The sequence below is a fragment of the Ruegeria sp. CDSC081 genome, assembly GCF_059610485.1.
On record NZ_JBXWNS010000001.1, the window covers coordinates 108,966 to 134,399 of the forward strand.

At 54.5% G+C, this 25,434-nt stretch carries 26 protein-coding genes; 17 read left to right on the plus strand and 9 right to left on the minus strand.

Annotation, left to right across the window (positions count from 1 at the left end):
- The first annotated feature begins 134 nt into the window (after positions 1–134).
- Complete coding sequence (locus AC2FH9_RS00555; protein WP_496870420.1) at positions 135–1,505, plus strand: class II 3-deoxy-7-phosphoheptulonate synthase; 1,371 nt, start codon at positions 135–137, stop codon at positions 1,503–1,505.
- A 73-nt stretch (positions 1,506–1,578) separates the two neighbouring features.
- Here AC2FH9_RS00555 and AC2FH9_RS00560 read toward each other — a convergent pair whose 3' ends face one another.
- Positions 1,579–2,253 carry a PAS domain-containing protein gene (locus AC2FH9_RS00560; RefSeq protein WP_496870421.1) on the minus strand — a complete coding sequence of 225 codons (675 nt, stop codon included), beginning with the start codon at positions 2,251–2,253 and terminating at the stop codon, positions 1,579–1,581.
- 243 nt (positions 2,254–2,496) lie between these two features.
- On the opposite strand from AC2FH9_RS00560, the gene AC2FH9_RS00565 reads away from it, so the two are divergent.
- From AC2FH9_RS00565 to AC2FH9_RS00620, 12 genes are all read left to right on the plus strand, one after another.
- Positions 2,497–3,387, plus strand: coding sequence for a YicC/YloC family endoribonuclease (locus AC2FH9_RS00565; protein ID WP_496748939.1), 891 nt, complete (start codon positions 2,497–2,499; stop codon positions 3,385–3,387).
- A gap of 16 nt (positions 3,388–3,403) precedes the next feature.
- On the plus strand, positions 3,404–4,045 hold the full coding sequence (gene gmk, locus AC2FH9_RS00570) for a guanylate kinase (RefSeq protein ID WP_142633784.1): 642 nt from the start codon (positions 3,404–3,406) through the stop codon (positions 4,043–4,045).
- Positions 4,042–4,566 carry a gamma carbonic anhydrase family protein gene (locus tag AC2FH9_RS00575; protein WP_496870422.1) on the plus strand — a complete coding sequence of 175 codons (525 nt, stop codon included), beginning with the start codon at positions 4,042–4,044 and terminating at the stop codon, positions 4,564–4,566. Before gmk ends, AC2FH9_RS00575 begins: the two co-directional genes overlap by 4 nt.
- 34 nt (positions 4,567–4,600) lie before the next feature.
- Positions 4,601–5,647 carry an ATP-binding protein gene (locus AC2FH9_RS00580; protein ID WP_496870423.1) on the plus strand — a complete coding sequence of 349 codons (1,047 nt, stop codon included), beginning with the start codon at positions 4,601–4,603 and terminating at the stop codon, positions 5,645–5,647.
- 195 nt (positions 5,648–5,842) lie between these two features.
- Entirely contained in the window at positions 5,843–6,883 is a 1,041-nt protein-coding gene (locus AC2FH9_RS00585; protein ID WP_142633790.1) for a substrate-binding domain-containing protein, read from the plus strand.
- A gap of 78 nt (positions 6,884–6,961) precedes the next feature.
- Positions 6,962–8,434 carry a phosphate ABC transporter permease subunit PstC gene (gene pstC, locus AC2FH9_RS00590; RefSeq protein ID WP_496688112.1) on the plus strand — a complete coding sequence of 491 codons (1,473 nt, stop codon included), beginning with the start codon at positions 6,962–6,964 and terminating at the stop codon, positions 8,432–8,434.
- Positions 8,431–9,792: a phosphate ABC transporter permease PstA gene (pstA, locus tag AC2FH9_RS00595; protein WP_496870424.1), complete on the plus strand. Its 1,362-nt coding sequence runs from the start codon at positions 8,431–8,433 to the stop codon at positions 9,790–9,792. Before pstC ends, pstA begins: the two co-directional genes overlap by 4 nt.
- Positions 9,793–9,804: 12 nt before the next feature.
- The gene (gene pstB / locus AC2FH9_RS00600; protein WP_142633794.1) at positions 9,805–10,602 is read left to right on the plus strand and encodes a phosphate ABC transporter ATP-binding protein PstB; all 798 of its coding nucleotides are present in this window, start codon (positions 9,805–9,807) and stop codon (positions 10,600–10,602) included.
- Between the two features lie 16 nt (positions 10,603–10,618).
- Positions 10,619–11,320: a phosphate signaling complex protein PhoU gene (gene phoU, locus AC2FH9_RS00605; protein ID WP_271947126.1), complete on the plus strand. Its 702-nt coding sequence runs from the start codon at positions 10,619–10,621 to the stop codon at positions 11,318–11,320.
- Between the two features lie 11 nt (positions 11,321–11,331).
- Complete coding sequence (gene phoB, locus AC2FH9_RS00610; RefSeq protein WP_142633798.1) at positions 11,332–12,021, plus strand: phosphate regulon transcriptional regulator PhoB; 690 nt, start codon at positions 11,332–11,334, stop codon at positions 12,019–12,021.
- Positions 12,022–12,142: 121 nt separating this feature from the next.
- A complete protein-coding gene (locus AC2FH9_RS00615; protein ID WP_281972097.1) occupies positions 12,143–13,372 on the plus strand; it encodes an acyl-CoA dehydrogenase in 1,230 nt (409 codons plus the stop codon).
- 121 nt (positions 13,373–13,493) lie between these two features.
- Positions 13,494–14,261 carry an SDR family oxidoreductase gene (locus AC2FH9_RS00620; RefSeq protein WP_496870425.1) on the plus strand — a complete coding sequence of 256 codons (768 nt, stop codon included), beginning with the start codon at positions 13,494–13,496 and terminating at the stop codon, positions 14,259–14,261.
- Here AC2FH9_RS00620 and AC2FH9_RS00625 read toward each other — a convergent pair.
- Both AC2FH9_RS00625 and AC2FH9_RS00630 read right to left on the minus strand, forming a co-directional pair.
- On the minus strand, positions 14,258–15,127 hold the full coding sequence (locus AC2FH9_RS00625) for an acyl-CoA thioesterase (protein ID WP_496870426.1): 870 nt from the start codon (positions 15,125–15,127) through the stop codon (positions 14,258–14,260). The genes AC2FH9_RS00620 and AC2FH9_RS00625 overlap by 4 nt on opposite strands.
- A gap of 49 nt (positions 15,128–15,176) precedes the next feature.
- Positions 15,177–16,394: a serine hydrolase domain-containing protein gene (locus AC2FH9_RS00630; protein ID WP_496870427.1), complete on the minus strand. Its 1,218-nt coding sequence runs from the start codon at positions 16,392–16,394 to the stop codon at positions 15,177–15,179.
- A 183-nt stretch (positions 16,395–16,577) separates the two neighbouring features.
- On the opposite strand from AC2FH9_RS00630, the gene AC2FH9_RS00635 reads away from it, so the two are divergent.
- Positions 16,578–17,189, plus strand: coding sequence for a 2-hydroxychromene-2-carboxylate isomerase (locus tag AC2FH9_RS00635; RefSeq protein ID WP_496870428.1), 612 nt, complete (start codon positions 16,578–16,580; stop codon positions 17,187–17,189).
- 12 nt (positions 17,190–17,201) lie between these two features.
- On the opposite strand, the gene AC2FH9_RS00640 is transcribed toward AC2FH9_RS00635, so the two are convergent.
- Both AC2FH9_RS00640 and AC2FH9_RS00645 read right to left on the minus strand, forming a co-directional pair.
- Positions 17,202–18,221 carry a phosphotransferase family protein gene (locus AC2FH9_RS00640; RefSeq protein WP_496870429.1) on the minus strand — a complete coding sequence of 340 codons (1,020 nt, stop codon included), beginning with the start codon at positions 18,219–18,221 and terminating at the stop codon, positions 17,202–17,204.
- A 24-nt stretch (positions 18,222–18,245) separates the two neighbouring features.
- Positions 18,246–19,064, minus strand: a complete 819-nt coding sequence (locus AC2FH9_RS00645) for an SDR family NAD(P)-dependent oxidoreductase (RefSeq protein WP_496870430.1) — start codon at positions 19,062–19,064, stop codon at positions 18,246–18,248.
- Between the two features lie 151 nt (positions 19,065–19,215).
- On the opposite strand from AC2FH9_RS00645, the gene AC2FH9_RS00650 reads away from it, so the two are divergent.
- The 3 genes from AC2FH9_RS00650 to AC2FH9_RS00660 all read left to right on the plus strand — a co-directional run bounded on the left by AC2FH9_RS00650 (position 19,216) and on the right by AC2FH9_RS00660 (position 21,513).
- On the plus strand, positions 19,216–20,211 hold the full coding sequence (locus AC2FH9_RS00650; RefSeq protein ID WP_496870431.1) for an NADPH:quinone oxidoreductase family protein: 996 nt from the start codon (positions 19,216–19,218) through the stop codon (positions 20,209–20,211).
- Positions 20,212–20,311: 100 nt separating this feature from the next.
- Positions 20,312–20,752 carry a type II 3-dehydroquinate dehydratase gene (aroQ, locus tag AC2FH9_RS00655; RefSeq protein ID WP_496700298.1) on the plus strand — a complete coding sequence of 147 codons (441 nt, stop codon included), beginning with the start codon at positions 20,312–20,314 and terminating at the stop codon, positions 20,750–20,752.
- Between the two features lie 5 nt (positions 20,753–20,757).
- The gene (locus tag AC2FH9_RS00660; protein ID WP_142633818.1) at positions 20,758–21,513 is read left to right on the plus strand and encodes a LuxR family transcriptional regulator; all 756 of its coding nucleotides are present in this window, start codon (positions 20,758–20,760) and stop codon (positions 21,511–21,513) included.
- Positions 21,514–21,907: 394 nt separating this feature from the next.
- On the opposite strand, the gene tsf is transcribed toward AC2FH9_RS00660, so the two are convergent.
- The 4 genes from tsf to olsB form a co-directional block, all read right to left on the minus strand.
- Positions 21,908–22,783 (minus strand): translation elongation factor Ts, encoded by an 876-nt coding sequence (gene tsf / locus AC2FH9_RS00665; RefSeq protein WP_142633819.1) that lies wholly within the window; start codon positions 22,781–22,783, stop codon positions 21,908–21,910.
- Between the two features lie 77 nt (positions 22,784–22,860).
- The gene (gene rpsB, locus AC2FH9_RS00670; protein WP_142633821.1) at positions 22,861–23,652 is read right to left on the minus strand and encodes a 30S ribosomal protein S2; all 792 of its coding nucleotides are present in this window, start codon (positions 23,650–23,652) and stop codon (positions 22,861–22,863) included.
- Between the two features lie 167 nt (positions 23,653–23,819).
- On the minus strand, positions 23,820–24,656 hold the full coding sequence (gene olsA / locus AC2FH9_RS00675) for a lyso-ornithine lipid O-acyltransferase (RefSeq protein WP_496870709.1): 837 nt from the start codon (positions 24,654–24,656) through the stop codon (positions 23,820–23,822).
- A 4-nt stretch (positions 24,657–24,660) separates the two neighbouring features.
- On the minus strand, positions 24,661–25,416 hold the full coding sequence (gene olsB, locus AC2FH9_RS00680) for an L-ornithine N(alpha)-acyltransferase (protein WP_496870432.1): 756 nt from the start codon (positions 25,414–25,416) through the stop codon (positions 24,661–24,663).
- Between the last annotated feature and the right edge of the window lie 18 nt (positions 25,417–25,434).

Sequence of the window (25,434 nt, forward strand, 5' to 3'; positions counted from 1 at the left end):
ACGTCCGGCGACAGATTTGACCGCCACCATGATCAAAGCTTGTTTGCGACGTCAAGAGGTCCAAATCGTATATGGCCTCTCATCAAACGTTTTTGTATAGAGGCGACTTGAATACTTCAGCGGAGATCAAAGCTATGACCGAATGGCAAAAAACGAACTGGCGCAACAAGCCCCGGGTTCAGATGCCAGACTATACAGACGCAGCCGCGCTGGCAAAAGTCGAGGCTCAGCTTTCGCAGTATCCGCCGCTGGTGTTTGCAGGTGAGGCACGTCGGCTCAAGCAACATCTTGGTGCTGCGGGGCGGGGTGAGGCCTTCCTGCTGCAGGGCGGCGACTGTGCTGAAAGCTTTGAACAATTCAGCGCGGATGCGATCCGCGACACCTTTAAGGTGATGCTGCAGATGGCCATGGTTCTGACCTATGGCGCAAAGGTGCCGGTGGTCAAAGTGGGCCGTATGGCTGGACAGTTCGCCAAACCGCGCAGCGCACCGACAGAGGTGGTGGATGGCATTGAGCTGCCCAGCTATCGCGGCGATATCATCAACGAGCTGGATTTCACGCCCGAGGCGCGGATTCCGAATCCGTCCAAGATGTTGCAAGCCTATACGCAGGCAGCGGCAACATTGAACTTATTGCGCGCCTTTTCGACCGGTGGTTTCGCCGATATGAGCCATGTGCATTCGTGGACACTCGGCTTTGCCGATGGCCAGGATGTTCAGAAATACTCTGAAATTGCTGACCGAATTCAGGATTCGATTGATTTCATGGGGGCTGCGGGCATCACCGCGGACACAACGCATGAATTCTCGTCGGTTGAATTCTATACCAGCCACGAAGGTCTGCTGCTTGAATACGAAGAGGCGCTGACCCGTCTTGATTCTACATCGGGCAACTGGTTGGCCGGGTCCGGCCACATGATCTGGATTGGCGACCGCACCCGTCAACCTGATGGCGCGCATGTTGAATTCTGTTCCGGCGTTCTGAACCCGATCGGTCTGAAATGCGGTCCGACGACATCTGCCGAAGACCTCAAAGTTTTGATGGCCAAACTGAACCCGGAAAACGAAGAAGGGCGTCTGACCCTGATCGCGCGGTTTGGTGCAGGCAAGGCGGGAGAGCATCTGCCGCGTCTGGTCAAAGCCGTCAAGGAAGAGGGCACCAAGGTGACCTGGGTCTGTGACCCAATGCACGGCAATACGATCAAATCGGCCACCGGCTATAAGACCCGGCCCTTTGATTCCGTGCTGCGCGAAGTTCGCGACTTCTTTGGTGTGCATCAGGCCGAGGGCACGATCCCCGGCGGTGTGCATTTTGAGATGACGGGGCTAGACGTGACCGAATGCACTGGAGGTGTACGCGCTGTAACAGAAGAAGATCTGTCAGACCGTTACCACACTGCCTGCGATCCACGTTTGAACGCGTCGCAGTCGTTGGAACTGGCCTTCCTTGTTGCGGAAGAACTGACAGATCTGCGCCGGAACCGCGGCAAACGCGCAGCCTCCTAACCACTTGGTCAGACGGTTTTAAAAAGGCGGGTCTAATTGGCCCGCCTTCTTTACATTTAACACGCGTTACTCGTTACTTATCCCGTGATACGACCAATCGAAGGTGAGATCCGGGACGTTTGAACTCTTGTTGTTCTTCGGCAAATCCTTCGACAACAGGCTGAACCGGTTGTTGAGGCGCATGTATTTCTGACACAGCACGCAGTTTATGATGGCTTACATCAAAGCGCCGAGGGGTTGCCCCAATCGTCCCGTCACTGACCATGACGCCAAGAACACGGCTGACATCGCCCAAATCGCTTTTCAGCGGCAAAAGGATCATTCGCGCCTGAAGATCCGTGCGCCCAAACCCACCGGTCGAGGCCAATTCAAGTTCAGCAATGGCAGGACCGGAAAAAACCTGTTCAAGGACTTCCGTAACCTGAGTTCGTGCGCTGGGTTCGAAAAAAGCGGTCAGCGGCATTCCCCGGACCTCCATACCCGCCAGTGTGTTCAAGTGACTGCCGGCTAGACGAAACCGGGCCAGACCGGGTGCAATGCGTTCAAGGATGAAGGTGTTAGGCAGGATATTCTCAAGCCCGCGCGGGTCGATCTGAGATCGCATAGGAACACCATCGCCGGACAGCAAGGCTGTCCAGTACGCTTCGGCCTGTCGTATGGGCGATAGACTGCGCCCACTGTCAAAACGATCCATTGCGACGATCTTTCCAAATTTAGTCCCGGAACCGTTACCGAAAAAGATCTTCATTTTCATCACCCTAACTGCAATCGACCGTCATTTTCATAAAATGCAAGATACCGGGAGCTTTTGCGCCTTGTCGGTACTTGCCTAGACGAGATTGGCACGGGTTGAGTCAATTTTGGAGTAATTCTTTAATGAATGGTTAACCTCTGTCCGACGCTGTCATTCTCAGCAAACTCTTGCCCTGCACACGAGGATGGCATTAGGTGCGGACAAGAACACTGGGCGGGCAAAGCGGAGAAGACAGGCATGATCAGATCCATGACCGGATTTGCCTCGGGCAAGGGAACACATGGTTCACATAGCTGGACCTGGGAGTTGCGCAGCGTAAACGGCAAAGGGCTGGATATGCGTCTGCGGGTGCCTGAATGGCTCACCGGGCTCGAAACCGCGCTTCGTTCACGGATTTCGAAAAGCCTGGGCCGGGGGAATGTGACGCTTTCGCTCAAGCTGAGCCGCGAGGAAACGACAGCCGATCTCGTGCTGAATCCAGTTGCGATGGCCGCTGCTCTGGATGCTCTGGCGCGAACGCAGACGATGGCAGAAGAACGGGGACTAGCGCTGGCCCCGTCGACGGCGGCCGAGCTTATTGCTGTCAAAGGCATGTTGGAAACCGGTGGGGATGCGGATGACCCGGCCCCCTTGGTCAAACATCTGACCGACGCGTTAGAAGATTTGCTGAGCGATTTCATTAAGATGCGTGAATCCGAAGGCCGGGCCCTGGCCGATGTGCTGGAGGCGCAGCTATCGCAGGTTTCAAGCCTTACGGAGCAAGCCGCCAAGCTCGCTGAAGAGCGCCGGGATAAAATCGCTGAAAACTTACAAGAAAACCTGCAGCGCGTGATGGATAATGCGCAAGGCGCGGATCCGGACCGGGTTGCACAGGAGCTGGCTCTGATCGCAGTCAAGTCGGATATAACGGAAGAAATTGACAGGCTGAAAGCCCATGTCACTGCCGCACGCGATTTGCTTGCACAGGATGCCGCCGTGGGGCGCAAGCTTGATTTTCTGATGCAAGAGTTCAATCGCGAGGCCAATACGCTGTGTTCCAAGGCACAAAGCGCCGATTTGACATCGGTTGGGCTTGAGTTAAAGGCGGTAATAGATCAGATGCGCGAGCAAGTGCAGAACGTAGAATAATGACAGGAGCGCCCTGATGGCGGATCGACGCGGCCTATTAATCATTCTGTCCTCGCCTTCGGGCGCAGGGAAATCCACGTTGGCCAAGCGTTTGATGCAATGGGACACAGATCTGGAGTTCTCGGTTTCGGCCACAACACGCGCGCCCCGGCCTGGGGAAGAACATGGGCGTGAGTATTATTTCCTGACCGAAGATACCTTTCGACAGCAGGTGTCCGAGGGACAGATGCTGGAACATGCCCATGTATTTGGCAATTTCTACGGCTCTCCGGCTGGGCCAGTCCGCGAGTCCATCAATGACGGCAAGGACGTTCTGTTTGATGTCGACTGGCAGGGCGAGGTGCAGATTAGGAACTCGGATCTGGGCAAACACGCCCTGTCGATTTTCATCCTGCCACCGTCGATCCCCGAATTGCGCCGCCGATTGGAAAGCCGCGGTCAGGACAGTGAAGAGGTTATTTCCAAGCGGATGCTCAAAAGCTGGGATGAGATCAGTCATTGGGGATATTACGACTATGTGCTGGTCAATGACGATCTGGACGAGACCGAAGAAAAGCTGAAAACCATCGTCAGTGCCGAGCGAATGCGGCGTATCCAGCAACCCAAGCTTCAGGATCATGTCCGTACGCTGCAAAACGAATTCGAGGATCAGTCATGACCATCTATGCCCTTGGCTCTGATGTACCGCAAATCCACGAGGACACCTGGGTCGCCCCAGACGCCAATCTGATCGGCAAAGTCGTGCTTGAACAGGGGGCCTCGGTCTGGTTCGGCTGTACGATCCGCGCTGATCACGAAGAAATCCGGGTTGGTGAGGGCAGCAATGTTCAGGAAAACTGCGTGATGCATATTGATGCGGGGTATCCTCTGACCATCGGGAAGAACTGCACGATTGGGCATAAGGTCATGCTGCATGGCTGTACGATCGGGGATAATACCCTGATCGGAATGGGGGCCATCGTGTTGAACGGTGCCAAGATCGGCAAAAACTGTCTGATCGGGGCAGGGGCTTTGGTGACCGAAGGAAAAGAGATACCGGATAACTCTCTGGTCATGGGATCACCGGGTAAAGTGGTGCGCGAGATCGACGCTGCAACCGCCCAGAAACTGACCTTCAGCGCCTTGCATTATCAAGAAAACATGCGTCATTTTCGCGATACAATGCGAGAGCTATCCTAGCGTCCAACTGCGTTGCTAAGAGAACTGCCCCTTTATGACCAACGACCAACTTGAAGAAATTGTAACCGCCATCCCGATGCCCGCGCTGATGGTTGACCAGACGGAACGGATTATTGCGGTCAATACCGAAGCAAAGACGTTGTTGGGCCAGAATATCCTGCAGCGGCATTTCGCGACCATCCTCAGACAGCCGCAGGTTATCGAAGCGATTGAACAAAGCCTGCGCACGAAGGGAACGTCCAACACTCGGCACCTGTCCAATGACGGTGCCCAGGATACAACTTTCGAAGTTCAGTGCCGGTATATGAATGGGGTCGGTGCAGTATCCGGCGGTGCGTTGCTTGCTGTATTTCAGGACGTTACGCATGTTGAGCAAGTAAATCAGATGCGACGTGATTTCGTCGCGAATGTCAGCCATGAATTGCGGACCCCGCTGACGGCATTAATGGGCTTTATTGAAACCTTGCGCGGTCCGGCCCGAGATGACGAGGCTGCCCGGGATCGTTTTCTTCAGATCATGAACGACGAGGCAAATCGAATGAACCGGCTTGTCGGTGATCTTCTGTCTTTGAACCGCGTCGAAAGCGAAGAGCGGGTTCGCCCGAAAGAACAACTTGAGCTGACAGCACTTCTTAGATCGACCCTCAATTCTCTGCGCCCATTGGCAGATGGCGCGGATGTAGTGCTGAGCCTAGATGCGCCCGAAGACAAAATAATGCTAGTTGGCGACAGCGACCAGTTGCTCCAAGTATTTACCAACCTGATCGAGAACGGAATTAAATACGGCGGCAGCGGTGGTCGGGTAGAAGTTCGCGTCAAATCTTCGGATCACGATACCGCCATGCGCGGTCCCGGCGTTCGCGTTCAGATCGTGGACAGGGGACCTGGAATCGACCCGAAGCATGTATCGCGTTTGACCGAACGATTCTATCGCGCGGACAGTCATAGGTCACGGCAACTGGGTGGAACCGGGTTGGGCCTGGCGATTGTAAAACATATTCTAAACCGCCATCGCGGCAGATTGCGGGTGGAAAGCAATCTTGGAAAAGGCTCTGTTTTTACAGTGATTTTGCCGCGCTGATCACTTGGGTCAAGCCAGTTGTCGGATCTGTTTTGTTTCTTTCACAGCATATGTTCTGTGGCGTATCGGCTGAAAATCCAAACGTGTCATGAAACCGTTACACACATGTCACAAAAGACTTACGCACGACTTTTAGAGGTTCGGCCAAGATCATCATGAGGATGATCCAAAAACATATTTCTCAAGGAGACTGAAATGTCCTTTGTAAAACTGTCGGCTTCGGTTCTGGCTATCGCTGCTGTTTCGGCCACTGCGGCCACCGCGCGTGATCAAGTTCAGGTTGCTGGTTCTTCCACCGTTCTGCCCTATGCTTCGATCGTTGCAGAAGCCTTTGGCGAAAACTTTGACTTCCAGACCCCGGTTGTTGAATCGGGCGGATCTTCGGCCGGCCTCAAGCGGTTCTGTGAAGGTGTTGGCGAAAACACCATCGACGTAGCGAACGCTTCGCGCCAGATCCGTGAAAAAGAGATCAAAGCCTGTGCCGAAAACGGTGTTACCGACATCATCGAAGTTCAGATCGGCTATGACGGCATCGTTTTCGCATCCGACATCAACGGCAACTCATTCGAGTTCACGCCGGAAGATTGGTACAAAGCGCTGTCCGCTCAGATTGTGGTTGATGGCCAGCTGGTCGACAATCCCAACAAGACCTGGGCCGACGTGAACCCTGCATTCCCAGCGCAGCCGATCGCAGCCTTTATCCCCGGCACCAAGCACGGCACGCGTGAAGTGTTCGAAGACAAGGTGATCCTGGCCGGTTGTGAGCATCTGGGTGACTTTGATGTCTACAAAGCTGCAAATGGCGACGACAAAAAGGCCGCTGAAAAAGCCTGTATCGCTCTGCGTACCGATGGCGTTTCGGTCGACATCGACGGTGACTATACCGAGACCCTGGCGCGTATCGACAGCAACAAAGACGGCATCGGCGTCTTTGGTCTGGCGTTCTACGAAAACAACACCGACAAACTGCAGGTTGCGACCATGGCAGGCATCGTGCCTTCGACCGAATCCATCGCAACTGGCGAATACCCGGTATCGCGCCCGCTGTTTTTCTATGTGAAAAAAGCACATATCGGCGTTATCCCCGGGCTGAAAGAATATGCAGAGTTCTTCGTCGCTGATGAGGTTGCAGGCCCCGATGGTCCTCTGGCTGCATACGGTCTGGTATCAGACCCTGAGCTGGTCAAGGTTCAGGAAATCGTAGCCAGCGAAACCACTTTGGGCGGCGGTTCCTAAGCTTTCACACGACTGAACCGGGGCGGTGTCTACGCCCCGGTTTTCTTAAATCCACTCCTGCCGCTTGACGGAGTTCTCATGGCACTAACCTGGCTGCTGCTCATTTTGCTGGCGATTGCTGTTCTTGGCTATTTTGCGGGCCGGTCCCGCGCGATGGCCAGCGCGGACGGAAACCTGCGCAATCTGCACTCTCTTCCTTCCTACTACGGCTACAACGTCGCGCTGACGGCTCTGATACCGGGGTTCGTTTTGCTGGTCACCTGGTTGCTGGTGCAGCCCTTGGTCGTAAGCAGCTCTGCCTCGGGATTGCTCCCGGATTCGGCAATCCCCGAGGGGTCAACCCGCGGTTTGCTGATGAGTGAGGTGCGCCGAGTTGCCAACGGCCTGGATGGCGCTGTCGCCGCAGGCACCATGACCGAAGATTTTGCCCGCAGCGCGCATGAGGATTTTGCCGATGTGACCGCTCGATTGAAAGGGGCTGGTCAGATCATTACGCAAGAGGTAACCGCACCTATTCTGCTGGCGGCGCAGAAATATCGCTCGATGAGCGCAAGCGGAACCATTGCGATGCAGATCGCGGTTTTGGTTGTGACGCTGATCGGGGCCTCATTTGCCTATATCCGCACTCATAAAGAATTTCGCGCCCGAAATGTTGTCGAACAAGGCATTCTGGCGCTGCTGCTGCTGGCCGCTTCGATCGCAGTTCTGACCACAGTTGGCATCGTCCTGTCCATGTTTTTTGAAACGATGAATTTCTTCGAACTTCATTCTTGGAAAGACTTTTTCTTTGGAAGCACCTGGGCCCCGAACTTCCGGGGCGGAAGTGAACTGTCGATCCTCCCACTGCTGTGGGGGACTTTGTATATTTCTCTGATCGCGTTGCTGGTTGCGGTTCCGATTGGGCTGTACGCTGCGATCTATCTTTCCGAATATGCCTCGAGCGTTGCAAGGTCTGTGGCCAAGCCTTTGCTGGAAATCCTCGCCGGTATCCCAACCATCGTTTACGGTCTTTTCGCGCTGCTGACGGTCGGTCCGGCACTGGTATCTGTGTTCGGGCAGGGGGGTGCTTTGGGCGTTGGTTGGATGGCCAGTTCGAACGCTGTACTCACGGCGGGTCTGGTCATGGGCATCATGCTCATCCCATTCGTGTCGTCACTATCTGACGACATCATCAACGCGGTGCCCCAGTCAATGCGAGACGGATCGCTAGGCTTAGGCGCAACGCATTCCGAAACTGTCAGGCAAGTCGTCCTGCCGGCAGCTTTGCCCGGGATCGTAGGGGCAATCTTGTTGGCCGCAAGCCGCGCAATCGGTGAGACCATGATTGTCGTGATGGCCGCCGGTGCGATTGCCAAATTCTCGGGAAACCCTTTCGAAGCCATGACCACAATCACCACTAGGATCGTCAGCCAGCTGACCGGGGATACTGATTTCGCAAGCCCGGAGACTCTTGTGGCCTTTGCCCTGGGTCTGACCCTGTTCATCATCACGCTGGGGCTGAACATCTTCGCCCTCTATATCGTGCGCAAATACCGGGAGCAGTATGAATGACTGACATGTCCCAAAAACAAGACGCAGCACCTGCCGCTAAACACAAAGGGGCTTCGCTGTTCAATCAGGACACACAAACCAAGCGTCGCAATGCGACCGAAACCCGGTTCAAATTGTACGGTATCGCGGCCATTGGTATCGGTCTTGTGATGTTGATTGTGTTGGTGACTAATATCGTCACCGCTGGTACGGGCGCTTTTCAGCAAAGCTTCCTAGAGCTGTCGGTAGAGCTGAAGGCAGACAAGCTCGACAAAAAGGGCAACCGCGACATCGCGGATATCAGCAAGGTTTCGACCTTCGGATACGCGCCTTTGATCGCCTCAGCGCTGGAGGTTGAGGTGCAGAAACTGGGCATCCAGTCCGATCTGTCGCCCAAAGAGATGGGGCAAATCCTGTCCAAATCCGCACAGGCGGACCTGCGCAACTACGTCATTTCGAACCCGGATGAGATCGGTACGTCGGTCAGCTTCCGCTTTTTGGTGAACAGCCGCGTTGATGGCTATCTGAAGGGCCGTGTGACACGCCATTCCATCGCAAATGACAAAAGCATCTCGGTCGCACAGCTGGGCTTCGTGGATCAGTTGCGTGCTGCTGGTGTGCTGTACAAGGCGTTCAACCCTGACTTTATCTTCGGGGCGGACGCCTCCGATCAGCGGCCCGAGGCGGCCGGGATCGGAGTATCCATGCTGGGTTCTCTGTTCATGATGCTGGTCGTGTTGGCGCTGGCCTTACCGATCGGGGTCGCCGCCTCGATCTATCTGGAAGAATTCGCGCCTCAGAACCGGTTTACCGATATCATCGAGGTGAACATCTCGAATCTGGCGGCCGTTCCTTCGATTGTATTTGGTATTCTGGGCTTGGCTGTGTTCATCAATTATATGCATTTACCGACCTCTGCGCCGCTGGTTGGTGGTCTGGTTCTGACGCTGATGACGCTTCCAACAATTATCATTTCGACCCGAGCTTCACTCAAGGCGGTGCCGCCGTCGATCCGAGACGCTGCGTTGGGGGTAGGGGCCTCGAAAATGCAGGCAGTGTTTCATCATGTGTTGCCACTGGCCGCACCTGGCATCCTGACGGGTACTATTATTGGCCTGGCGCAGGCGCTTGGTGAAACTGCGCCGTTGCTGCTGATCGGGATGGTGGGCTTTATCGCCTCGAACCCGCCGGATGGAATAGTGGACGGTTTTCTGTCTCCGAACTCGGCCATGCCAGCACAGATTTACGAATGGTCCAAGCGCGCCGACCCGGCCTTTTACGAACGCGCATGGGGGGGCATCATTATCCTGCTGCTTTTCCTGGTAACAATGAATGCAATCGCAGTCATCCTGCGCCGTCGCTTTGAACGCCGCTGGTAAATGGGGTCAATTATGAACGATATGACACGAGTGGAGAGAACCGTGGACGCCAAAGACATCAAGATCGCCGCGAACAAGGTTCAGGTTTATTACGGTGAAAATCACGCCATCAAAGACGTCGACGTCAGGATCGAAGACAAGACCGTCACCGCCTTTATTGGTCCCTCGGGTTGCGGAAAATCCACCTTCCTGCGCTGCCTGAACCGGATGAACGACACGATCGACATCTGCCGTGTCGAGGGCGATATCCTGCTGGATGGCGAAGATATCTATGACAAACGCGTCGACCCGGTTCAGCTGCGTGCCAAGGTTGGTATGGTGTTTCAGAAACCGAACCCGTTTCCCAAGTCGATCTATGACAATGTGGCCTACGGCCCGCGTATCCACGGGTTGGCCAGAAACAAAGCTGAACTGGACGAGATTGTTGAGAAATCACTGCGCCGCGGCGCCATCTGGGATGAGGTCAAAGACCGTCTTGACGCGCCTGGAACCGGCCTGTCCGGCGGTCAGCAACAGCGCTTGTGCATCGCCCGTGCGGTGGCTACGGAACCTGAGGTCCTACTGATGGACGAGCCGTGCTCGGCCCTTGATCCGATTGCGACTGCGCAGGTCGAGGAACTGATCGACGAATTGCGGTCGCGATACTCGGTGGTGATCGTTACCCACTCGATGCAGCAGGCCGCTCGCGTCAGCCAGAAGACCGCGTTTTTCCATTTGGGCAACCTTGTCGAGTTTGGTGAAACTGGACAGATTTTCACCAACCCCGAAGATCCCCGCACCGAAAGCTACATCACCGGCCGTATCGGCTGAACATAGGTATTCAGAGATGACAGAACAACATATCGCATCCGCCTTCGACCGGGATCTGGAAGCCATTCAGGCGCATATCATGAAAATGGGCGGCCTCGTCGAAGCCGCAATCATGAGCGCGGCACGGTCGCTTGAGTCGCGCGATGTCGAACTCGCGCAAGAGGTGCGTCAGGGCGACAAGGCCATTGATGCGTTGGAAGAGCTGATCAATGAAGAAACGGCGCGTTTGATCGCGCTGCGTGCGCCAACAGCAAGCGATCTTCGTCTGGTCCTATCGGTATTGAAGGTTTCCGCCAACCTGGAACGCATCGGCGACTATTCAAAGAACATAGCCAAACGCACGACCGTCCTGGTCAATACCAGTGAGATCAATGGCAGTGCCGCCGCCTTGCGACGTATGGCACGTGAGGTCGAGCGGATGCTCAGGGACGCTTTGGACGCCTATGTCCAGCGCGACGCTGAGCTGGCGGCGGATGTTATCGAACGTGATGAGGAAGTCGACCAGATGTATAATGGTCTGTTCCGAGAATTCCTGACTTTCATGGCAGAAGACCCGCGCAACATCTCATCCTGTATGCACCTGCATTTCATCGCCAAGAATATAGAACGTATGGGCGATCATGTGACGGCCATTGCCGAGCAGGTCGTCTATCTGGTGACCGGAGAGCGCCCGACAGAAGCGCGTCCCAAAGCCGATTTTACATCGCAATCCGTCTAGGAGATTTGAGAATGTCCGCTGATCAACCGACCGTTCTGGTTGTCGAGGATGAGCCGGCTCAGCGCGAAGTCCTGGCCTATAATCTCGAAGCAGAAGGCTTTCGCGTATCCAAAGCAGCCAATGGTGAAGAGGCCATGTTGCTGGTCGATGAAGACAGTCCGGACATTATCGTACTGGACTGGATGATGCCCAATCTTAGCGGGATCGAGGTTTGCCGCCGGCTGAAAACCCGCTCCGACACCCGGTCGATCCCAATTATCATGCTGTCGGCCCGGTCGGAAGAAATCGACAAAGTACGAGGTCTGGAAACCGGGGCTGATGACTATGTGGTCAAACCCTATTCGATTGTCGAGCTTATGGCCCGGGTACGCACCCAGTTGCGGCGTGTCCGGCCTGCGACTGTAGGAATTAGGCTGGAATTCGCAGACATCGTTTTGGATTCTGAAACTCATAAGGTCAGCCGCGACAGCAAACCACTAAAGCTTGGCCCAACCGAATTTCGCTTGCTGAGCACATTCATGGAAAAGCCGGGCCGCGTCTGGAGCCGAGAACAGCTATTGGATCGCGTCTGGGGGCGGGATATTTATGTCGATACACGAACGGTCGACGTTCATATCGGCCGCTTACGCAAAGCACTAACGCAGTATGGTGGAGATGATCCGGTTCGCACTGTTCGCGGTGCGGGATACGCGCTGGGTTGAACGTGTGGGGCAGGTGGCTGCAAGCTATGAGTTTTACTCAAGGGTGGATGCGAAACTCTTACTGTTTTTTGGCGGGCCGACGGGTTAGTTTGCCGCGAAGCTGACAAAGCGGAGACGCACCATGAATGCCCCTGACACCAAGCCGACATTACGCGCCAAAGATGCGCCTGACATGGGCCAGTTCGCCTGGGATGATCCGTTCCGCCTGTCGGACCAGCTAGACGAAGACGAACGAATGATTGCGGCCAGTGCGCAAGCCTATGCGCAGGAAAAGCTTCAGCCGCGGGTGACAGAAGCATTTCAGAACGAAGAAACTGACCCCGAGATTTTTCGTGAAATGGGTGAAATGGGTTTGCTGGGCACTACGATCCCGGAAGAATACGGCGGGCTAGGGGGCGGATATGTCTCATACGGCCTTGTCGCCCGAGAAGTGGAACGCGTGGATTCGGGCTATCGCTCGATGATGTCTGTACAAAGCTCGTTGGTGATGTATCCGATCTATGCCTATGGCAGCGAGGAGCAGCGCCGGAAATACCTTCCGAAACTGGCCAGCGGCGAATGGATCGGGTGTTTTGGTCTGACCGAACCTGATGCGGGCTCTGATCCGGCAGGTATGAAAACGCGTGCGGAAAAGATCGACGGTGGATATCGTCTATCTGGCAGCAAGATGTGGATATCGAACGCCCCGATTGCGGATGTGTTTGTTGTTTGGGCCAAATCTGATGCACATGACGGAAAGATCCGTGGTTTTGTCCTTGAAAAAGGCCTCAAAGGTCTGAGCGCGCCGAAAATCCAGAACAAGCTGAGCCTACGCGCCTCGATCACCGGTGAAATTGTGCTGGAGGGTGTCGAAGTCACCGAGGATGCTTTGCTGCCTCATGTTCAGGGCCTGAAAGGCCCGTTTGGATGTCTTAACCGCGCACGCTACGGAATCAGCTGGGGTGTTATGGGCGCTGCCGAAAGCTGTTGGCATGCGGCACGCCAATATGGGTTGGACCGGAAACAATTTGACAAGCCATTGGCGCAGACGCAGCTTTTCCAGCGCAAATTGGCGGATATGCAGACAGAAATTGCTCTGGGTCTTCAGGCAAGCCTGCGTGTCGGGCGACTGATGGACAAGGCCGAAGCCGCGCCCGAGATGATTTCGATCATTAAGCGCAACAATTGCGGCAAAGCCCTGGATATTTCACGTCATGCGCGAGACATGCACGGCGGCAACGGCATTTCGCTAGAGTTTCAGGTCATCCGACATATGGTGAACCTAGAAACGGTCAACACGTACGAGGGGACGCATGATGTTCACGCGTTGATCCTGGGGCGTGCGCAGACGGGATTGCAGGCGTTTTACTAAGTTTCCAGAATTCGTGTAATTGGTATTATGTTAAAATAATGCCAATTCGCTTGGGAAACTTTTCGAATCCTCACAATACCTTACGATCTGTTCCTGACACCTACTGCATCATGAGGATCGAATGGAATTGAACGGAAAGATCGTTGTTGTGACCGGTGCCGCTGATGGCATCGGAAAAGGTTTGGCACAGCGATTTGCTCGTGAAGGTGCCACGGTTGCCTGCGCTGATATCAACAAAACCGGCGCAGACGCTGTCGCAAAAGAGATTGGCGGCCATTCATTCCATTGTGATGTTTCGCTTGAGGCTAATACAGCCGAGTTGATCGAAGCTGTAGAAAGCTCGATTGGCCCTATCGATCTGTTTTGTGCAAATGCCGGGATATTGACGATTGGTGGCTTGGAGGTTCCGGATGAAGACTGGGATCGTATCTGGAAAATCAACGTGATGTCCCATGTTTGGACCGCGCGGCATTTGGTGCCCAGAATGCTGGAGCGTGGCGGAGGCTACATCATGACCACGGCGTCTGCTGCGGGATTGTTAAACCAGCCAGGTGCCGCGCCATACGGCGTCACAAAGCACGCAGCCGTTGGGTTTGCTGAATGGTTGTCGCTTACATACGGACATAAAGGTTTGCGGGTCTCGGTACTTTGCCCACAGGCCGTACGGTCCGATATGACGCGCGGGCACGAAACTTCCGTGGCTTCGATTGACGGAATGTTGGAACCTGAAGATGTTGCCGAGGCTTGCGTAAAGGCAATATCTTCTGAGCAATTTCTGGTACTGCCGCATCCAAAGGTTCTGGACTACATTCGCCATAAATCCGGAGATTATGACAGGTGGATTTCAGGAATGCAGAAGTTAAATCAAATGTTTATTGAAGAGACTTAACTTTTGTTCTGAGGGCGCCTCATCAGGCCTTCCTGGGCAACTGATGCGACCAGAACGCCATCTTCGGAATAGATTGATCCACGGTTGAAGTTGCGCCCTCGCCCGCCCCATGGTGAATCCATGGAATACAGATGCCAATTCTCGAACTTGAACGGCGCGTGAAACCAAATCGCATGGTCCAGGCTGGCGCCGTTCACTTCACCAGTAAACCAGCTTAGGCCGTGCGGGCGCATTCCCGAGCTCATGAGATACATATCTGAAGCATAGGCCAGCAACAGATGCTGCGTGACCGCATCGGCATTGGCCGCGGCTCCCATCCGGAACCAGATCTGGTTGCGGTCATCTGATTTCTCTGGGTTGAAAGGATCCAGATGGCCGACCTCGCGGACTTCGATCGGGCGCTCGCGTGTTAGTTCTCCGCGAAAGCTGGGCGGTACTTTGTCCAGATATTTCTTCTTGAGCTCTGATCGCGATGGGTAGGATTCGGGCGTTTCCATCTCAGGCATGTCGTGCTGATGATCCCAACCTTCGTCCTGAATGTGGAATGAGGCGGACATGTTTAAAATCTGCTTACCATGCTGAATTGCAACCACACGGCGCGTCGTGAACGAACCTCCGTCACGGGCCCTATCAACTTGATAAATTACGGGAATGCTTGGGTCGCCCGGGCGGATGAAATAGGCGTGCAGGGAATGACACAGGCGGTTGTCGACGGTGCGATATGCTGCGGCTAGTGCTTGTGCGATGACCTGACCGCCGAAAATTCGCATAGGTGTTTCGCCGCCCGACCCTGTTCCCCGAAACAGGTCTACTTCCAGTCTTTCAACGTCCAGAAGATCCAGAAGAACTTTCTCTGCTTCGGTCATATGCGGTACTCCGATTAATCTTGGCGAATGGGTATCAGCGCGCCGAATGTCATTCAATGATTGACCCGAGGGTGAGCGCCTTCAATTCTGCGCGGGAGGGATAAGAGCTGGATGGTGACAGTTGGGTGAAAAAGATCGCTGTAAAATCGTTCTGACGATCAACCCAAAAGAAGGTCGATGCCATACCACCCCAGCTGAAATCCCCCATGCTGCCCGGAACACAGGTTCTGCCGGGGTTATTGACGACAGCGCCACCAAGGCCAAAGCCCATGCCCTCCATGGGTTGTTCCGCAAAACTCTGCGGTCCCATCGAGGCAATATCGCCGGGTAAGTGGTTGTGAAGCATGAATTCTACAGTTTTTGGTGCAAGAATCTGTTGATCACCGAAATTTCCGCGATTTCGGAGCATCTCTGAAAACCTAGCAAAGTCATCAATGGTTGAAACCAGCCCTCCGCCCCCAGAGTACATTGTTGCCGATTCAAAGGGCGATGCGTCGGCATTGTCGACCAGACGCAATGTCTGCTCACCCGTACGGGCTTCGTTTAGCGCCATCGCATTGCCCGCCAAAGGCGTATAGAGCGAGGCAAACCGATCCCCCGCTCCCGCCGGAACCCTGAACCCGGTCTGGGACATGCCAAGAGGTTTGAAAATCTCTTCCGCAAGGAATTGCTCCAGAGATTGGCCAGAAAGAACTTCTATCACGCGACCAATAACGTCTATCCCCACCGAATATTCCCATCGCGTTCCCGGCTGAAAGGCGAAAGGTAAAGTGGACAGCAAAGATACTCTTTCGGCCAAAGGCCCTTCTTTAGGGCCGAAAACAAGATCAAGTTCGTCCATTGCCGCAGCCAGGATGCCGGGGTTGAAAGGATAGCTCAGGCCACTTGTATGGGTCAGCAGCTGATGAAGCGTTGGTGCAGGTGCAGGTTCGGTTTGATCCAACCTTGTGGCGCCGGGGACCAGCGCCTGTGTTGCGGTGAAATCAGATATATATTCAGACACTTGAGCGCCGAGGTGAACCTCACCGCGTTCAACAAGGATCATCAGGGCCGCAGTGGTTATCGGCTTGGTCATCGAATAGATGCGAACGAGGGTATCCCGCTCGAATGGCAGATTGTTCTCAACGCTTCTAAGCCCGCAGGAATGAAACAGAACCTCCCTGCCCTGATGCATCATCAAGAATGAGCTTCCGGCATATTTGCGATCATCCACATAGGATTGCATCCAATCGCAAATACGATCTAGCCGGGCTTGTTCGAACTTCATCTGTGTGTGCTCAACTTTGAGAAATTAACGTATCTTTCCCGGATATTGCGGGGTTAAGCGGAAAAAGGACAGCTAAATCACCTCAATCCAACAATGTCCCTGTACGCCAAAAGGGTTTTGCCTGCTAATGTGCTCGCAGATAGATTCGTGTCCGGTTCGACTCTCGCCTGATGGAGGAGAAATATGCCGCAACATATAGAATTTGTTTATGATTTTTGCAGTCCGAACGCCTTCCTCGCGCAGAAGATGATATCTGATATCGCTGCAAAGCACGAAGTCGGTGTTACATATGTTCCGGTTCTGCTGGCCACTGTTTTCAAAGCCACCAATAACCAAAGTCCGTTTAAGGCTTTTTCAGAGAACCGGCAGAAGACGGCCTATTTGACCCGCGATCTCCATCGCTTTGCGCGTCACCGTGGGTTGAGCTTTCATATGAGCCCACATTTCCCGATGAACACCAAATTCGCCATGCGCGGGGCTTTGGTAGCATCCGGTAAATCATGGGAAAACATATATATAGAGTCCATATTTGATGCTATTTGGGTGCATGGGCAAAAAGTGGATGATCTGGGTGTCCTTTGCGAAATTCTTCAGGATAACGGCTTGCCTATACGAAAACTGCGCGAGGCCATGACCAATCTGAACGTAAAGCAAAACCTGAAAAACCAAACCAAGGCTATGGTCAAGCGGGGTGTTTTCGGTGTCCCCAGCATGTTTGTAGACACTGAGATGTTCTTTGGCAAAAACAGCCTGGCTAACCTTGAGCTTGAATTGTCGAGATTTCATGCGCCCTAGGCGGTTTCATGCTCAGCCCAATGCAGTCAGCCCTCGTTGTGCAAACTTAGGAACGTAACTACCAAAAATCTGAGCTCTTTTCGGATCAGAGGCGTTTCCGTCAAGCGCCCGCTTATAAACACCCTGCAAGATCGCGGCCATTCGGAAGAAATTGAACGCCAGATAGAACCCAAAGTTATCAATTCCGGGCAGGTCGCGGCGCTCGCAGTATTGATCAATGAAAGCCTGATCGGATGGCAGGCCGAGCGAGGACCGGTCTATGCCAGCCAGACCCCGCCCCTCTTTTCCAGGTGGCATCTGCCATTGCATGATAACGGCTGCGAGATCGGCAAAGGGATGCCCGATTGTCGACAATTCCCAATCCAGTACGCCCAGACAGCGGGTGCCCTGCTTTTCGAACATCAGATTGTCGATGCGGTAATCGCCGTGAACCAGCGTTCTCTGACCATCATCCTTGGGGGTTGCGTTGGTCAAAGCCTCGATCAAGGCATCCATATCCGGAATCTGAATGGTTTCGGACGCCCGAAATTGTTTCGTCCACCGCCCGATCTGACGCTCAAAATAGCTTCCCGGCGGGCCATAGTCGGACAGGCCAACAGAATCGATATCGACCTTATGCAGCGCCGCTAGAACGCGGTTCATCTCGTCGATAATTGCCGTGCGGGTTTCGGTTCTTTCGCCAAGCATTGTGGGTTCAAGAAACGTCCTGCCGTCGAGATGCTCCATCACATAAAACGCCGACCCGATGACGTCATCATCCTCGCAAAGCAGCAGCATTTTGGGTACAGGCACATCGCTTTCGGCCAGAGCACTTTGAACCCTGAACTCGCGGTCAACGGCATGGGCGGATTTCAGCAACACGCCCGGCGGCTTGCGGCGCAGAACATAGGAATTCTCAGGCGTTTTTAACTCAAAAGTTGGGTTTGATTGGCCAATCTCGAATTTTTTCGCCTCCAACGGACCCCGATACCCTTTGAGATGCGTGCCGAGATAGGCATCGACGCGTTTCAGATCCAGAATTGCGCTGTCCATTTGTGGCTCCCTTTGGCCGATGCTTCAGAGTGCTTCAGCAAAGATGTTGCCGGCGGTGACAACATTGATCCCGCCCGAAACCGGGATAACCGCGCCGGTGACATAGCTGCCACCCAGACCGCACAGGAACAGCATACAGCCTGCGATATCCTCGTCACGTCCAACGCGACCCAAGGGCACGGATTTGCCGACTTTCTTGCGCGTCCCTTCGTCAGATGTGGCAAATGCCGTCATCCGAGAGACAAAGGGTCCAGGCGCCAGCGCATTGACGGTGACGTGATGGGAAGCAAGTTCTTTGGCCATGATTTTGGTCAGATGCAGCACAGCCGCCTTTGAGGCAGAGTAGCTATACGCACCGTCGCCCATAGGAACTTCACCCATAACCGATCCAACATTGACGATACGGGATGGATCTTCGGCAGTCCCGGAAGACATCAGAATCGGCAACAGTTTTTGGGTCAGTTCGAAGATTCCTGTCACATTGACTGACATGACTTTTTCCCAGGCTTCGTAGGGAAACTGACCCATCGGTGCGCCCCAGGAAACACCGGCATTGTTCATGAGGATATCCAGCCGGTCCGTGCGCTTGAGCACTTCGGCTACCAGATTGTCGACACCCTCTTTTGATCCGACATCACCGGCAAACCCTTCGGCGGTTCCTATGGCGTCCAGTGCGTTCAATTCGGCCGCGACCGCCTCGCACGCGTCACCTTTACGAGATGCCAACAGTACACGTGCACCCGCCCGGACCAGCGCCTCGGCTGCCATTCGGCCAATTCCGGTGGCCCCACCCGTGACCAGAGCGGTTTTGCCCTGCAATGAGAAAAGAGTTTCGGGGGTCATGACCTGCTCCTCGGTTTTTGATTTTGGCAAACTGTCTCATTTGTCGGTCAAGGGTAACGCCTAACCCGGTTGTGCCGGGTGGTTTCTTGACAACTCAGAACAGTAGGCCAAAAGTTCCTCCTTACCGAATAACAGGGACATTAGCGTAAACATGCAAGCCTTACTCAGCGTCGCTCCGGGCGGGCCGGAGACATTGGAACTGACCACCCTGCCCGATCCGTCTCCAGGCAAGGGCGAATTGCTTGTTCGCGTGCGGGCCGCAGGCGTTAATTTCCCGGATACACTGATGATACGCGACCTGTATCAGATAAAGCCACCAAGACCGTTTGCCCCCGGAAGTGAGATCGCTGGCGAGGTTATCGGGTTGGGCGAAGGTGTTTCGGGCTTTAACGTTGGCGACCGCGTGCTGGCCCTGACCGGACACGGAGGTTTTGCCACACATCTGGCGGTCAAAGCGGCGACAGCTGTTAAATTCCCGAGCTCAATGCCATTTGAGGACGCGGCGAGCTTTATCTTCACCTATGGCACCTCATATCACGCCCTGAAGGACCGCGCTGCGCTGCAACAAGGGGAAACGGTCCTGATTCTGGGTGCAGCAGGCGGAGTTGGTACGGCTGCGATTGAGCTAGCCAATGCCATGGGGGCTAGGGTTATTGCGGCAGTCTCATCGCAGGACAAAGCAGATTTCTGTCGTCAGATCGGGGCGGACGAAACGATCATTTACGCGCGCGACATGGACAAACCGGCGCAGAAGGTCTTTGGATCGGACATCAAGGCCTTAGCCGGTGGTCAGGGCGTTGATGTCGTCTACGATGCCGTTGGCGGTGCCTATTCAGAGCCAGCGCTGCGCAGCTTGGGGTGGAAGGGGCGATTCCTGGTCGTCGGTTTCCCAGCCGGAATCCCTCAGATACCATTGAACCTCCCTCTGCTTAAGGGTTGTCAAATTGTTGGTGTTTTCTGGGGCGCCTCGGTGTTTCGCGACCCGAAGGGACATGGCAAAAACATGAAAGATTTGTTCGGGTTATATGCCAAAGGTCAGATCAAACCACAGATCAGCGCGCAGTTCCCTCTGGACCAAGCGCAAGAAGCGCTAGAGCTTTTGGCCAGCCGAAAGGCCCTTGGGAAGATTGTCGTGACCATGGCATAGCCTCGTGTCCTAATGGCCGCGGTTCTGACGCATGATCCAGGTTCGGTGGACATCTCTACCTGTTCACGTTTAAGAACCTTGTTATGGGGACAGTATAACAATGCATAAAGCTCTTATTCTGAATGGTCCGAACCTCAATCTGCTGGGCACGCGACAGCCCGAGGTTTACGGAAGCACAACGCTGCAAATGGTCGAGGATATGTGCCTCGAACACGGTAAGTCTATCGGGATGGAAGTGATTCATTTCCAATCCAACCACGAAGGCGCGTTGATTGATGCCATTCATGCCGCCAAAGGTGTGCAGGACGGCATTGTTTTGAACGCAGGTGCCTATACGCACAGCTCGATTGCCCTGATGGACGCAATCGCCTCGGTTGAGCTGCCGGTCATCGAGGTTCATTTGTCCAATATCCACGCGCGTGAGGAGTTTCGACACCGATCCTATATCTCACGTGTGGCTGTAGGCATGATTTGCGGATTGGGTCCGCAGGGATATGTGCTGGCGCTGGATGCGTTGCGGTTCCATTTACAGGGTGAATGATCGCTATGAAGCTTTCTGAGTATCTGAATTTCCTCAGCTATACCAAAACCCTGGAAGAGCTCTGGGATGCCCATTGCCGGCAAATGGCAGAATATGGGTTCGATCGTTTGCTGTACGGATATACGCGATATCGCACCGAAACGTCGCTGGGGGATCCCGAGGATTTTGTAATCCTGACCAATCACAGCAAAGATTACCTGGATGGGTTTCTGGGAGGCGGGTTGTATTTCCATGCTCCAATGCTGAAATGGGCTTTGCATAATGAAGGGGCCGCAAGCTGGAGGATCGCCCAGGATCTGATGACTGATGGCACCCTGACCGCAAAAGAGCGAGACGTCATCGAGTTCAACAAAACCAAAGGTGTCGTCGCCGGCTATACGGTCAGTTTCGACTCGGTTTCGGTTCGGTCAAAAGGGGCAATTTCGCTTTCAGCGCATGGATCGCGTACACAAGACGATGTGGATGCTGTCTGGGAGGAATTTGGCCAGGATATTCTTCTGATGAACAACGTTGCTCATCTGAAAATCCTCACCCTGCCCTATAACGCACCAAATCGTGCCCTGACAAAACGTCAGCGTGAGGCGCTTGAGTGGGTCGGCGACGGCAAAACAACTCAGGACATTGCGATTCTGATGGGGCTGACTTCGGCCACTGTCGAAAAGCATCTGCGTCTGGCGCGCGAGGCCCTCGTGGTCGAGACAACGGCGCAGGCAGTTTTGAAAGCATCTCTTCAAAATCAGATGTTCATCGTTGGGGTTTGACTCAGGGAGTGACGCGAATATGCGTCAATTTACCTAGGGTAAGGAAAACATGACTTTCCGAATCTAACGCTAAAGTTGCAAAGTGGTATTGTTCCGTGAGTGGTGGCTTTAGCCTGGGAACATTTGGTCGGATCTTTGCAATAACAAAGCTCTCCGATCGCTCTGACAATAGGGCGCCTATTTGTCCGCGTCTCTTTGTCGGAATTTTGGGGGGCCTCGTCCATCCCCATCTTTGCGGGGCCCCTCATTTAAACCAGGTTTAACTTGTGGACGCTTTCGGCGTCCTTTTTCGTTTCTAGGCATCATTTCTACACTAAGGGCAAAGAAAAACCGGATACGCATGGCGTACCCGGTTTCTCAGATTGATACAGGCCCTGTTCAGGGCCTGTGATGCTTAGCCCTGAACTGCTTTTGCAACTTCAGCGGCAAAGTCTTCTTTTTCGACAACGATGCCTTCGCCAACTTCCAGACGCACGAATCCGGTGACGGTCGCGCCTGCTTCTTTGGCAGCGGCCTCAACGGTCAGGTCAGGGTTTACAACGAACTGCTGGTTCAACAGGGTCGATTCAGCGACGAACTTCTTCATGCGTCCAACGATCATCTTTTCGATGACCTGCTCCGGCTTGCCGGATTCGCGCGCGATGTCCATCTGGACCTGCTTTTCTTTCTCGACGATCGCCGGGTCCATGTCTGCCTCGGACAGAGCTGCCGGGTTCACAGCCGCGATATGCATCGCAATCTGCTTGCCGATGGCTTCGTCACCGCCGGTCAGAGCGACCAGAACGCCGATCTTGCCCATGCCGTTAGTGGCTGCGTTATGGACGTAAGATACAACAGTGTCGCCCGACAGTTTGGACATACGGCGCACCGACATGTTCTCACCGATGGTGGCGATCTTGTCGGTCAGCGTTTCCGCAACGGTTTTGCCACCCAGATCAGCTGCCAGCAGAGCTTCGACATTGTCGACGCCTTCTGCGGCATATGCGATCTTACCAACCATTTCCTGGAATTCGGCGTTTTTCCCGACGAAGTCGGTTTCCGAGTTCACTTCAACTGCAACACCATTGTTGCCGTTTACGTGAACGGCAACCAGACCTTCCGCCGCGGTACGACCCGATTTCTTGGCCGCTTTGGCCAAGCCTTTGGTGCGCAGCCAATCAACGGCTTCGTCCATGTTGCCGCCGGTTTCGGTCAGCGCTTTTTTCGCGTCCATCATGCCTGCGCCAGTGGTGTCGCGCAGTTCTTTTACCATTGCTGCTGTGATTGCCATCTTTTGGCTCTCCTCAATTCAAACGGAATTGGGGCAGGTCATACCCTGCCCCAGATGTCATTTACGTGACGGGCAGCTTACGCTTCGGCAGGTGTTTCTGCTGCTGCGGGTGCTTCTTCCGCAACGACTTCTTCAACAGGTGCTTCTTCGAATGCGCCAAGATCAACGCCTGCTGCACCCATCTGAGCGGTCATGCCGTCCAGAGCGGCACGTGCTGCCAGATCGCAGTACAGCGAGATCGCGCGGGCTGCGTCATCGTTGCCAGGGATGATGTAATCGACACCATCGGGCGAGCAGTTGGTGTCGACAACTGCCACGACCGGGATACCCAGCTTGTTGGCTTCGGCGATGGCCAGTGCTTCTTTTTTGACGTCGATGACGAACAGCAGGTCCGGGACGCCGCCCATTTCGCGGATACCGCCCAACGAAGCCTGCAGTTTGCCCTGGTCACGTTCCATGCCCAGACGCTCTTTCTTGGTCAGGCCTTCGGCGCCCGATTCCATGGCTTCGTCAATCTGGTTCAGACGGTTGATCGACTGGGAAACGGTTTTCCAGTTGGTCAGGGTGCCGCCCAGCCAGCGGTGGTTCATGTAGTACTGGGCTGACTTTTCAGCTGCTTCGGCGATTGGGCCTGCGGCCTGACGCTTGGTGCCTACGAACAGAATGCGGCCGCCCTTGGCAACAGTGTCACGAACAGCCTGCAGAGCTTGGTCCAGCATTGGAACGGTCTGGGTCAGATCCATGATGTGGATGCCATTGCGCGAGCCGTAGATGAACGGGCCCATGCGGGGATTCCAACGCTGTGTCTGGTGACCAAAGTGAACGCCAGCTTCCAACAGCTGACGCATGGAGAACTCGGGAAGAGCCATGCTTTATTTCCTTTTTCCGGTTTACGCCTCGGCGGGGGTGAAAGAAGCGGATGCTCCAACCGGCGGGCCAGATAAGGATGTCTCCCCTATAAAGCCCAAACCCCGCCTGCGGGTTTGAATGGCGCGCGTATACGGCAGGTTTTCAGGCAGTGCAAGGGCCAATCGCCCTATTTTTCAAGCCGCGCAAGGCTGTGCGCCTGACGCACGGTATCTTCGCAATAGGCGGCCAGGGCCTTTCGGTTCTCAAAGTCGCTGACCTTGGCTGGCGAATGATAAATTAGCTCTACGCCACCTTGGCGACGTGCTCCCAAAGTCTTTAACAGATGCGGTGCAAAATCCATGTCACCCCACCAGCCATAAAACCGTTCAGGCTCACCCTTAGGTGCATGGTAAACGACCGACACCGGTTGAACATACATGAAATCGCGTAGATCTTCGGTGAAGAATGCCGCAAAAAGTGTTGTTTTAAATGGTAAAATCCGTAGACCGTCGGTCGACGTACCCTCTGGAAAAAACAGCAGCTTGTGACCGGCTGTCAGGCGCTCCTGAAACAGAAGTGTCTGTTCGCGTGCCTTCTTGCGGTCGCGCTCGATGAAAACAGTACCTGTCGCTCGCGCCAGCCAGCCTATACCGGGCCATTTGGCTACCTCGGCCTTCGAGACAAAATAGATCCTTTTACGGGCATTCAGCGCAAAAATATCAAGCCACGAGGAATGGTTCGCAACAACCGCACCACGCTGGGTCATAAGCTCGCCGGTTGTACGGTAGCTAATCCCGAGAATCCGGAACGCATTACGGCATACGAACTGCGTGATGAAGGGCGTGACCGGACGGTGAACCCCATAGAGCGGGCGCTCGATCATGCGAAGGATCAGCAGGACAATCAGCCCGCTGAATACAAATACAGCAAGTGGTAAACCCCGAAGGAAGACCAATAGCCATCCGCAGACCCCCAGATTGATTGGGTCAGGTGCGTCTTCACTGTGCCATGAGGCGTCACTCATCACGTTACGCTCCGCCATAGATGCGCCGTTGTCGCTCATTCATCCGCGCCGTGTCGAGGATAAGGCAAACATCGGTGGTATTGAACATATGGTCGATAAAGGCACCCTCGCCCACAAACCCGCCGAGACGCAGGTATGCTTTTATCAGTGCTGGAACCTGCACCATCGCTGCGCGCCGATCCAGTTTATCGCTATCCAGCATATCCATGGGCTGGAACACTTCGGGCTGAGCCCGAACCCGAAGGTCCGGAGGCGCAAGATGATTGTGATGTAACATGGACAAAGGCTGAGCCAGAGCTTGAGGGTCGGTGCCGTGGAAACTGGCGACGCCGAACAAGACCTCGATCTCGCGCTCGGCGACATAGGCGGCCAACCCGTTCCACAGGTGATACATTGCAGTGCCGCCGCGATAATCGGGATGTAGACATGAACGTCCCAACTCCAACAGCTTGCGTCCGCCTTGTTTCAAGATGGAAAGATCGTATTCATCTTCGGAATAGAACTGTCCGATTTCAGAAGCACGATCACCTGGTAACAGCCTGTAAACGCCAACAACTTTGCCAGATCGATCGTCAATCGCCAACATATGATCGAAATAGGGATCGAACCTGTCGCGCTCCAGCCCGGCATCGTGGTCGACCATTTCCCCACCGCCGCCCAGTTCACGTATGAACACGTCATAGCGTAGCCGCTGTGCAGCCCGCAATTCGGTGTCATTTTCGGCGAGTTTGACGGTGAAAGAAGGGCCTGCGTCCGGCATCAGAGGTTCCGTGTTGTT

Bases quoted from the DNA above. Each gene is read 5' to 3' on its own strand.
- AC2FH9_RS00555 (WP_496870420.1), top strand. From the start codon at position 135: ATGACCGAATGGCAAAAAACGAACTGGCGCAACAAGCCCCGGGTTCAG.
- AC2FH9_RS00560 (WP_496870421.1), bottom strand. From the start codon at position 2,253: ATGAAGATCTTTTTCGGTAACGGTTCCGGGACTAAATTTGGAAAGATC.
- AC2FH9_RS00565 (WP_496748939.1), top strand. From the start codon at position 2,497: ATGATCAGATCCATGACCGGATTTGCCTCGGGCAAGGGAACACATGGT.
- gmk (WP_142633784.1), top strand. From the start codon at position 3,404: ATGGCGGATCGACGCGGCCTATTAATCATTCTGTCCTCGCCTTCGGGC.
- AC2FH9_RS00575 (WP_496870422.1), top strand. From the start codon at position 4,042: ATGACCATCTATGCCCTTGGCTCTGATGTACCGCAAATCCACGAGGAC.
- AC2FH9_RS00580 (WP_496870423.1), top strand. From the start codon at position 4,601: ATGACCAACGACCAACTTGAAGAAATTGTAACCGCCATCCCGATGCCC.
- AC2FH9_RS00585 (WP_142633790.1), top strand. From the start codon at position 5,843: ATGTCCTTTGTAAAACTGTCGGCTTCGGTTCTGGCTATCGCTGCTGTT.
- pstC (WP_496688112.1), top strand. From the start codon at position 6,962: ATGGCACTAACCTGGCTGCTGCTCATTTTGCTGGCGATTGCTGTTCTT.
- pstA (WP_496870424.1), top strand. From the start codon at position 8,431: ATGACTGACATGTCCCAAAAACAAGACGCAGCACCTGCCGCTAAACAC.
- pstB (WP_142633794.1), top strand. From the start codon at position 9,805: ATGAACGATATGACACGAGTGGAGAGAACCGTGGACGCCAAAGACATC.
- phoU (WP_271947126.1), top strand. From the start codon at position 10,619: ATGACAGAACAACATATCGCATCCGCCTTCGACCGGGATCTGGAAGCC.
- phoB (WP_142633798.1), top strand. From the start codon at position 11,332: ATGTCCGCTGATCAACCGACCGTTCTGGTTGTCGAGGATGAGCCGGCT.
- AC2FH9_RS00615 (WP_281972097.1), top strand. From the start codon at position 12,143: ATGAATGCCCCTGACACCAAGCCGACATTACGCGCCAAAGATGCGCCT.
- AC2FH9_RS00620 (WP_496870425.1), top strand. From the start codon at position 13,494: ATGGAATTGAACGGAAAGATCGTTGTTGTGACCGGTGCCGCTGATGGC.
- AC2FH9_RS00625 (WP_496870426.1), bottom strand. From the start codon at position 15,127: ATGACCGAAGCAGAGAAAGTTCTTCTGGATCTTCTGGACGTTGAAAGA.
- AC2FH9_RS00630 (WP_496870427.1), bottom strand. From the start codon at position 16,394: ATGAAGTTCGAACAAGCCCGGCTAGATCGTATTTGCGATTGGATGCAA.
- AC2FH9_RS00635 (WP_496870428.1), top strand. From the start codon at position 16,578: ATGCCGCAACATATAGAATTTGTTTATGATTTTTGCAGTCCGAACGCC.
- AC2FH9_RS00640 (WP_496870429.1), bottom strand. From the start codon at position 18,221: ATGGACAGCGCAATTCTGGATCTGAAACGCGTCGATGCCTATCTCGGC.
- AC2FH9_RS00645 (WP_496870430.1), bottom strand. From the start codon at position 19,064: ATGACCCCCGAAACTCTTTTCTCATTGCAGGGCAAAACCGCTCTGGTC.
- AC2FH9_RS00650 (WP_496870431.1), top strand. From the start codon at position 19,216: ATGCAAGCCTTACTCAGCGTCGCTCCGGGCGGGCCGGAGACATTGGAA.
- aroQ (WP_496700298.1), top strand. From the start codon at position 20,312: ATGCATAAAGCTCTTATTCTGAATGGTCCGAACCTCAATCTGCTGGGC.
- AC2FH9_RS00660 (WP_142633818.1), top strand. From the start codon at position 20,758: ATGAAGCTTTCTGAGTATCTGAATTTCCTCAGCTATACCAAAACCCTG.
- tsf (WP_142633819.1), bottom strand. From the start codon at position 22,783: ATGGCAATCACAGCAGCAATGGTAAAAGAACTGCGCGACACCACTGGC.
- rpsB (WP_142633821.1), bottom strand. From the start codon at position 23,652: ATGGCTCTTCCCGAGTTCTCCATGCGTCAGCTGTTGGAAGCTGGCGTT.
- olsA (WP_496870709.1), bottom strand. From the start codon at position 24,656: ATGAGTGACGCCTCATGGCACAGTGAAGACGCACCTGACCCAATCAAT.
- olsB (WP_496870432.1), bottom strand. From the start codon at position 25,416: ATGCCGGACGCAGGCCCTTCTTTCACCGTCAAACTCGCCGAAAATGAC.